This is a genomic window from Mesorhizobium sp. M7A.F.Ca.CA.003.01.2.1 (assembly GCF_003998945.1).
GTDB classification, from domain to species: Bacteria; Pseudomonadota; Alphaproteobacteria; order Rhizobiales; family Rhizobiaceae; genus Mesorhizobium; species Mesorhizobium ciceri.
Genome location: NZ_RZRA01000136.1, coordinates 1 through 7,935, shown reverse-complemented (window position 1 = coordinate 7,935; position 7,935 = coordinate 1). Strand labels below are relative to the sequence as shown.

Sequence of the window (7,935 nt, the reverse complement as noted above, 5' to 3'; positions counted from 1 at the left end):
GCCGCAAGGCGAGCATTTGGCCATGCGTTCGGCAAGCACGGCGATTTCCACGATCTTGCCGCCGCCGCCCATAATATAGTGGCCGAGCGCCGTGGTCTCGGCGCACCAGCCTTCCGGATAGGAGGCGACTTCGATGTTGGCGCCGGTAAAGACGCGACCGTCCTCGGTGCGCAAGGCAGCGCCGACCGGAAACTTAGAATAGGGCGCGTAGGCCTTGGCCATGGCGGCCTTGGCGGCCTCGAACAGATCATGCGACATTCAGCGTTCTCTCCGATGATCGTGTTCAAAACCCGGCGCAAAGCCGACCCGTCGCTCAACGTTCCTTGACATAAGGCACGCCGCCGGCGCGTGGCGGGATTGCCTTGCCGATGAAGCCGGCGAGCAGGATGACGGTGAGGATGTAGGGCAACGCCTGCATGAACTGCGCCGGCACCTTGCCGATGATGGGCAGCGGGGATCCTTGCAGGCGGATCGACGCAGCGTCCAGGAAGCCAAACAGCAGGCAGGCGAACATGGCGTTGACCGGCTTCCACTTGGCGAAGATCAAGGCTGCCAGCGCGATATAGCCCTTGCCGGCAGTCATGTCCTTCACGAAGCCGCCATTTTGCACCATCGACAGGTAGGCGCCGGCAATGCCGGTGAGGATGCCGGTGCAGATCAGCGCCCGGTAGCGCAGCCAGGCGACCGAGATGCCGGCGGTGTCGACGGCGGCCGGGTTCTCGCCGACGGCGCGAAGGCGCAGGCCGAAGCGGGTGCGAAACAGCACCCACCAGGTGAACGGCACCATCAGGAAGGCAAGATAGACCAGGATCGAGTGGCCCGACAGGAGTTCGGCATAGATCGGTCCGATGATCGGCACGTCGCGGATGGCCTCGGCGCCCGGCAAGGTGATGGCCTCGAAGCGCTCGCCCGGTTGCAGCGCCGGCGTGCGCCCGCCCTGCTGGAACCAGGCCTGGCCGAGGATGATGGTTGAGCCGGCGGCGATGAAATTGATCGCCACGCCGGAGACGATCTGGTTGCCGCGATGAGTGATCGAGGCAAAGCCGTGGATCATGGCGAAGGCGACCGAGATCACGACCGCCATGCCGAGGCCGAGAAAGGCCGAATGGAACACGGAAGCTGCGGCCGCACCGGCGAAGGCGCCGACAAGCATCTTGCCTTCGAGGCCGATGTCGAAGATGCCGGCGCGTTCCGAATAGAGCCCGGCGAGGCAAGCAAGCAGCAGCGGCACCGAGAGGCGGATGGTGGAGTCCAGTGTCTGGATGATCGCGTTGAACACATCCATCTCAGGCACCTTTCCCCTTGACCGCTTCCATGCCGACCGATCGCGGACTGAACGAGGCAAACAGCGCCTGGATGTAGCGCCGGAACATGTGCTCGAGGGCACCGGCAAACAGGATCACCAGGCCTTGAATGATGACGATCATGTCGCGGCTGATTGCCGGCATCTCGAAGGCGAGTTCGGCGCCGCCCTGGTAGAGCATGCCGAACAGGACCGCCGCCAATACGATGCCGACAGGGTGCAGGCGGCCCATCAGCGCCACGGCGATGCCGACGAAGCCGGCGCCGGAAACGAAGTCGATGGCGACATTGTGCTGATCGCCCATCACCGGATTGAGCGCCATCATGCCGGCCAGTGCGCCCGAGATCATCATGGCGGTGATGATGATGCGGGTTTCGGAAATGCCGGCATAGCGTGCCGCCTTCGGGCTGTGACCGTAGGTGCGCATCTCGTAGCCGAGCTTGGTGCGCCAGATCAGCAGCCAGACCAGGAAGGCCATGACCAGCGCCAGCAGGAAGGTGACGTTGAGCGGCGCCGAACGGATCTTGGCGCCGAACAGCTCGATGATCCAGTTGAGTTTGGGCAATTCCGCGCCGGCGAGGAAGTTGCGCGTCTGCGGCGCTTGCGAGGCGGCTGGCTTCAACGGGCCGACCAGCAGGTAAACCATGATCGAGGCGGCGATGAAGTTGAACATGATGGTGGTGATGACGATGTGCGAGCCACGCTTGGCCTGCAGATAGGCCGGGATAAGCGCCCACAATGCGCCCACCGCCGCCGCAGCAATGATCGCCAGCGGGAAGGTCAGCCACCATGGCAGTGTACTGTCGAAGCTCAGGCAGACGATGGCGATGCCAAGGCCGGCGATGTAGGCCTGCCCCTCGGTGCCGATGTTGAACAGGCCGCAATGCGCGGCAACCGCGACCGAAAGCCCGGTGAAGATGAAGGTGGTGGCATAAAACAGGGTGAAGGCAATGCCTGTGCCTTTGCCGAAGGCGCCTTCGACCAGGATGACGGCGGCGCGCAACGGATTCTCGCCGACCAGAAGCACGACGAAGCCGGCGACGACGAAGGCGACGAACAGATTGATCAGCGGGATCAGGCCATAGTCGGCCCAGGCCGGCAGTTTGGCGTAAGGCGTGCTCATTGCGCGGCCTCCTGGTGCTCGATGCCGGCCATCAGCAGGCCGAGCTCGCCCTCGGTCGCTTCCGGACCGCGCTCGCCGACGATGCGGCCGGCAAACATCACCAGGATACGGTCGGACAGCGAACGGATCTCGTCCAGCTCGACCGACACCACCAGCACCGCCTTGCCCTGGTCGCGCATGGCGATCAGGCGCTTGTGGATGAACTCGATGGCGCCGACATCGACGCCGCGTGTCGGCTGGCCGACGATCAGCACGCCCGGGTCCTGTTCCATCTCCCGTGCCAGCACGATCTTCTGCTGGTTGCCGCCGGAGAAATTGGCGGTCTTCAGCCGGCAGTCGGCCGGGCGGATGTCGTATTTGGCGATCTTGTCCCTGGCATCGTTGCGGATGGCATCGATGTTGAGGAACGGCCCCTTCAAATAGCGGGGATCATCGTGATAGCCGAGGATCGAATTCTCGTTCTCCTCGAAGGCCAGCACCAGCCCGACGTGATGGCGGTCCTCCGGCACATGCGCCAGGCCACGGTCGCGCAACTCTCCGGGGTCGGCGGCACCGGTCAGGTCGATCGGCTTGCCATCCAGCATGACCGAGCCGGAAACGGCACGCCTGATGCCGGAAATCGCCTCGAGCAGTTCGGATTGTCCGTTGCCGGCGACACCGGCGATGCCGACGATCTCGCCGGCCCTGATATCGAAGGAGATGTCGTCGACCATGGTGACGCCGCGCGTATCCCTGACCGTCAGGTTCTTGACTGCGAGCTTGACGGCGCCGGCCTCTGCCTCGCCCTTCTCGACCCGCAAGAGCACGCGCCGGCCGACCATCAGCTCGGCCAGTTCCTCGACAGTCGTTTTCCTGGTCTCGCGCGTCGCCACCATCGTGCCCTGGCGCATGACCGACACCGTGTCGGTGATGGCCATGATCTCGCGCAGTTTGTGGGTGATCAGCACCACCGTCTTGCCCTGGTCCTTCAACTGCCGAAGGATGCGGAACAGATGGTCGGCCTCGGCCGGCGTCAAAACGCCCGTCGGTTCGTCGAGGATCAGGATCTCGGCGCCGCGATAGAGCGCCTTCAGGATCTCGACACGCTGCTGCAGGCCGACCGGCAGTTCCTCGATGATTGCATCGGGATCGACTTCCAGCCCGTATTCACGCTCCAGCCGCTCCAGTTCGGAGCGCGCCTTGGCGATGCTCTTCTTCAAGAGCGCATCGCTTTCGGCGCCGAGGATGACGTTCTCCAGCACTGTGAAATTGTCGACCAGCATGAAGTGCTGATGCACCATGCCGATGCCGAGCGCGATGGCGTCATTGGGGGTCTTGATCGAAGCCGGCTGGCCGCCAACGCGGATCTCGCCGCTGTCGGCCTGGTAGAAGCCGTAGAGGATCGACATCAGCGTCGACTTGCCAGCGCCGTTCTCGCCGACAATGCCGTGGATCGTGCCGCGACCGATCTCAAGATTGATGTCCCGGTTGGCGCGCACCGCACCAAAACTCTTGTTGATGCCGATCAACTCGATTGCGGCTTGCGCCATGCAGCCTGTCCCACTCTTATTTTTTTATCGCTTGGTCAAAACGCCTAGCATGACGCTCCGCCCGTGCCAATTGGCGGAGCAGGTTCACTCTCGACAAATCCCGGTGCGCTTGTCAATTTGCAACGTGGCCGGGGCCTTCACATTCGCTAGTATGGCGGAGCCGAAATTCGCATTGCGGCGCAAGACATCGCGGCGCAAGACATCGCGGTGAAGACTGGGGAATTCACATGACCATACCCGCCGACCGGCTGACGACGCTGGAAATCCGCGCCGCCGAGCAGGAGAAGACCATCGAGGAACTGTCCGGCCAGATCGCCGAGCAGTGGAAAGTGATCGAGCGCATGCAGCGCAAGCTCGACGCGCTGACGGATCGCTTCCTGGCGCTGGAGGAGCAGACGGGAGATGAAGTGCCTGTAACCAAGCCGCCGCACTGGTGAGGAAAAAGGGAAGGGCGCATGCCATGGCCAGTGAAAGCGATCGCATTGCACGGGCCAGCGACTATGTGCGTGGCCTGATGAACGATGCGGAGCGCGAACGGGCCGAACGTGATCTGGAGATCGACCCGGCCTTCCGCGACGAGGTCGTGCGACTTGCCGAGCGCATGCACGTCTTCGACCGTGCCGAACCGGGGGATGGCGAAGAGCGCTGGAAGCAGATCACGCAGCGCATTGGCGACCTGCCGCAGATGCGTAGTTCTGGCCTGAGCGACGCCAGGCCGCCAACCGTGATCCGAAGCCTGTCGCAGCGGCCATACGGCGTCGGCGTGCACGCGCTGGGCGGCCGGCGTGGATTTGTGGTTGCCGCCGGACTGATGGTGGCGTTCGCGCTCGGTTGTCTCGCCGCGAAGCTGCTATAGGCGAGGCCGGCGAGACATCAGAGCCATCGTCTCGCCGTCCGAACGGCATATCTCAACGGTGTTCCAGCCGAGGGCCGCGTAGAAACCACGCGCATCCCATGTGTAGAGATAGAGCATCTCGACGCCCCGTGACGCCGCATGGGCTTCCGTTGCCTTGACCAGCGCGGTGGCGATGCCTCGGCGTCGATACCTTGCATCGACAACCAACCCGGCCAGCCATGGCGTCAGATCATGCGCGGGCTCCAGTTCGTGGCGCACCAGCAGGCATGTCCCGACCGGGGTGTCGCCGATCCGGGCCACGAATGCCGCCTCGAAACCGTCACCGGCGATCAAGTCGCGAAGCCCTGCCGCATCTTCCCCGAGAGTCCTTCCGGTTCCCTCGAAAAAGGCAGACAGGCGCAGTTGCGCGACCGCTGCTACGTCGTGCTCGCCCATGGGTCCGATCGTCGGCTGCATCTGTATCTCGAAACGGTGTCCGGCACGGAGCGAAGGTTTCGCTCGATCCGGTAAAGGCAAAACCGCCGGGCTGGCGCCCGGCGGTTTGCAGATCATGGCTGTGTGTTCGTGCCGCTCAATAGGGGCAGGCGTTGTCAGTCGTATAGTCGTGTACTTCGACCTTGCCGGCAATGATGTCGGCCTTGGCTTTTTCGACGGCCGCCTTCATCTCGTCCGTCACCAGCGCCTTGTTGTTGTCGTCCATGGCGTAGTCGACGCCGCCTTCCTTGAGGCCGAGATTCTCGACGCCGCCCTTGAAGGTGCCGTTCTTGCCGTCCATGAAGGCGGTGTAGACGGCGACGTCGACGCGCTTCAGCATCGAGGTCAGCACCTTGCCGGGCTGCAGGCCGTTCTGGTTGGAATCGACGCCGATGCCAAGCTTGCCGGCATCTGCCGCCGCCTGCAGCACGCCAACGCCGGTACCGCCTGCCGCGGCGTAGACCACGTCGGAGCCCTGGTCGATCTGCGTCTTGGCGATCTCGCCGCCCTTGGCCGGATCGTTCCAGGCAGCCGGCGTGTCACCCGTCATGTTCTGGATGACATCGGTCGCGCCGGCCGATTTGGCACCGCCGACATAGCCGCATTCGAACTTGCGGATCAGCGGGATGTCCATGCCGCCGACGAAGGAGACCTTCTTCGACTTCGAGGCCATCGCCGCCATGATGCCGACGAGATAGGAGCCTTCGTTTTCCTTGAATACCAGCGAGCGGACATTGGGCATGTCGACGGCGTCGTCGATGATGGCGAAGTTGAGATCGGGATATTCGGCCGCGACCTTCTTCAGCGCATCCTCCCAGGCGAAGCCGGCCATGACGATCGGGTTGTGGCCGTCCTCGGCGAAGCGGCGCAGCGCCTGCTCACGCTGCGAGGCGTTGGAGACCTCGAATTCGACGTAGGCCGTGCCGGTTTCCGTCTTGAATTTCTCGGCGCCGTGATAGGCAGCCTCGTTGAAGGATTTATCGAATTTGCCGCCGAGATCATAGAGGATGGCCGGCTGGACATCCGCGGCGAAAGCCGGAAGAACCATTGCGGTTGCGGCCAGGAGGCCGAGAACGATACGTTTCATGTGATCCACACCCTGTCGGTTATTTTTTCCGTTACGCACCGCATGCCGGCCCGGTTCTCCGGCAGGCATGCGACGTCAGCCAGGAGTGTATTCCCTCCCGCTCGGCGGCAATCTGGCATGGCCCGAAACAAAATTCACGCGGAATTTTGACCTTTTGGAAAAGCTTGGTGCGGGCAAGCCGCACCGCAGCTTGTGTCAGGCGGAGGCGGCGGCAGGGATGGCGCAAGCGACACCGGTGCCTTTGAGGTTGCACGTGCCGTAAGGATTCTTCGCCAGATATTGCTGGTGATCGGCTTCGGCGAAGTAGAATTCGGCCGCCGGGGCGATCTCGGTGGTGATCCTGCCGTGGCCGGCACCGCGCAGCGAGGTCTCATACGCATCGCGCGAGGCGCTCGCCGCCAACAGTTGCGCCTCGTCGCTCGTGTAGATCGCGGAGCGATAGGCGGTGCCGACATCATTGCCCTGGCGCATGCCCTGCGTGGGATCGTGGCTTTCCCAGAACAGCTTCAGAAGCCCAGCATAGGAGACGATCCCGGGGTCATGGACCACCAGCACCGCTTCGGCATGACCGGTTAGCCCGGTGCAGGTCTCCTGATAGGTCGGATTGGGCGTGAAGCCGCCGGCATAGCCGGCCGCGGTGACCCAGACGCCTTCGACCTGCCAGAACAGCCGCTCCGCAGCCCAGAAGCAGCCGAGCCCGAACATGGCCGTCTCCAGCCCCTCGGGATAAGGACCCTTGAGCGGTCTTTTCAAGACCTTGTGCCTGGATGCGGTCGGGATCGCCCTGGCGCGGCCCGGCAGGGCCTCGGAGGGCTTCGGCAGATTGAGCTTCTTGTTCAGCATGTCGCTGAGAAAGAACATGCGCGGGTTTCCCTCTCTTCGCGGAAAGCGGATCAGTTTGCGACGAACTGTCCGGCGCGACGTTGCCGCCTGTAGCCTATCGCATAGAGCAGGAAAGCCAGCACCGCGAACACGGCGAAGCCCGGCTGGTTCAGCACCCAGGCGATGGCGCCATCCCATAGCAGCGGGCTGGTCTTGGTTCGGATGAAGGTCTCGAAGGCGGCCCGCGTGTCGGGCGAGACCGCGAGCCAACTGCTGTTGAGCGGGGTCAGCACCAGCACGGAGGCCGCCACTGTGCGTGTCGCGTCGAGCACCGCCATGATGACGGAAATCGACAGCGCGATCATTGCGGCAAGACGAAAGACGAAGCGAAACATCAGAACCCTCCTCCGGGCTGGTCCTCTCCCGAGGGGCTTTTCAGAGATAGAATGCGCATGGCTGGATCGCAATCGCCATACGCGAATTTGCAGACTCCAAACTCAGGTCAACGGAGGGCCGGACGACAGTCAGTCGGGTCGCTTTTCATTGACATGTGAGGGCAGCTATGCTAATAGTTTGGGTATGGCGTTGACTTGCGCCGACGACCCGCCGCACAGGCGGGTTTTTGCGTTTGGTGCTCGCAAACCGACGCGCCGGCGAAGTCTCCCAAGACCGTGTGAACCCGGATTTGTTGCCCGCGCGAATTATGCGGCCGGCTTCCTTTTGTGCCGGTGGACACGCCAG

At 63.3% G+C, this 7,935-nt stretch carries 10 protein-coding genes; 2 read left to right on the top strand and 8 right to left on the bottom strand.

Translation table 11 applies throughout. The annotated features are described in order from the left end of the window. The 4 genes from EN969_RS08370 to EN969_RS08355 all read right to left on the bottom strand — a co-directional run. Positions 1-258 (bottom strand): cytidine deaminase (locus tag EN969_RS08370; protein WP_127419066.1); only part of this gene is annotated, 258 nt, incomplete at its 3' end. Positions 259-313: 55 nt separating this feature from the next. Next, positions 314-1,285, bottom strand: a complete 972-nt coding sequence (locus tag EN969_RS08365) for an ABC transporter permease (protein ID WP_013529631.1) — start codon at positions 1,283-1,285, stop codon at positions 314-316. 1 nt (position 1,286) lies between these two features. Next, positions 1,287-2,426, bottom strand: a complete 1,140-nt coding sequence (locus tag EN969_RS08360; protein ID WP_063168988.1) for an ABC transporter permease — start codon at positions 2,424-2,426, stop codon at positions 1,287-1,289. Then, positions 2,423-3,955 (bottom strand): ABC transporter ATP-binding protein, encoded by a 1,533-nt coding sequence (locus EN969_RS08355; protein ID WP_024502792.1) that lies wholly within the window; start codon positions 3,953-3,955, stop codon positions 2,423-2,425. The genes EN969_RS08360 and EN969_RS08355 overlap by 4 nt, the downstream gene beginning before the upstream one ends. Before the next feature lie 227 nt (positions 3,956-4,182). On the opposite strand from EN969_RS08355, the gene EN969_RS08350 reads away from it, so the two are divergent. Both EN969_RS08350 and EN969_RS08345 read left to right on the top strand, forming a co-directional pair. Further along, positions 4,183-4,392 carry a SlyX family protein gene (locus EN969_RS08350; RefSeq protein WP_013529634.1) on the top strand — a complete coding sequence of 70 codons (210 nt, stop codon included), beginning with the start codon at positions 4,183-4,185 and terminating at the stop codon, positions 4,390-4,392. A 23-nt stretch (positions 4,393-4,415) separates the two neighbouring features. Continuing rightward, complete coding sequence (locus EN969_RS08345; RefSeq protein ID WP_063168987.1) at positions 4,416-4,811, top strand: hypothetical protein; 396 nt, start codon at positions 4,416-4,418, stop codon at positions 4,809-4,811. Here the strand turns inward: EN969_RS08345 and EN969_RS08340 are convergent. From EN969_RS08340 to EN969_RS08325, 4 genes are all read right to left on the bottom strand, one after another. Next, on the bottom strand, positions 4,806-5,267 hold the full coding sequence (locus tag EN969_RS08340; RefSeq protein WP_063168986.1) for a GNAT family N-acetyltransferase: 462 nt from the start codon (positions 5,265-5,267) through the stop codon (positions 4,806-4,808). The genes EN969_RS08345 and EN969_RS08340 overlap by 6 nt on opposite strands. A gap of 115 nt (positions 5,268-5,382) precedes the next feature. After that, a complete protein-coding gene (locus EN969_RS08335; RefSeq protein WP_024502791.1) occupies positions 5,383-6,372 on the bottom strand; it encodes a BMP family ABC transporter substrate-binding protein in 990 nt (329 codons plus the stop codon). Positions 6,373-6,567: 195 nt separating this feature from the next. Beyond that, positions 6,568-7,233 (bottom strand): peptide-methionine (S)-S-oxide reductase MsrA, encoded by a 666-nt coding sequence (msrA, locus tag EN969_RS08330; protein ID WP_063168985.1) that lies wholly within the window; start codon positions 7,231-7,233, stop codon positions 6,568-6,570. A 32-nt stretch (positions 7,234-7,265) separates the two neighbouring features. Then, positions 7,266-7,589, bottom strand: coding sequence for a hypothetical protein (locus tag EN969_RS08325; RefSeq protein WP_024502789.1), 324 nt, complete (start codon positions 7,587-7,589; stop codon positions 7,266-7,268). Positions 7,590-7,935 lie beyond the last annotated feature (346 nt).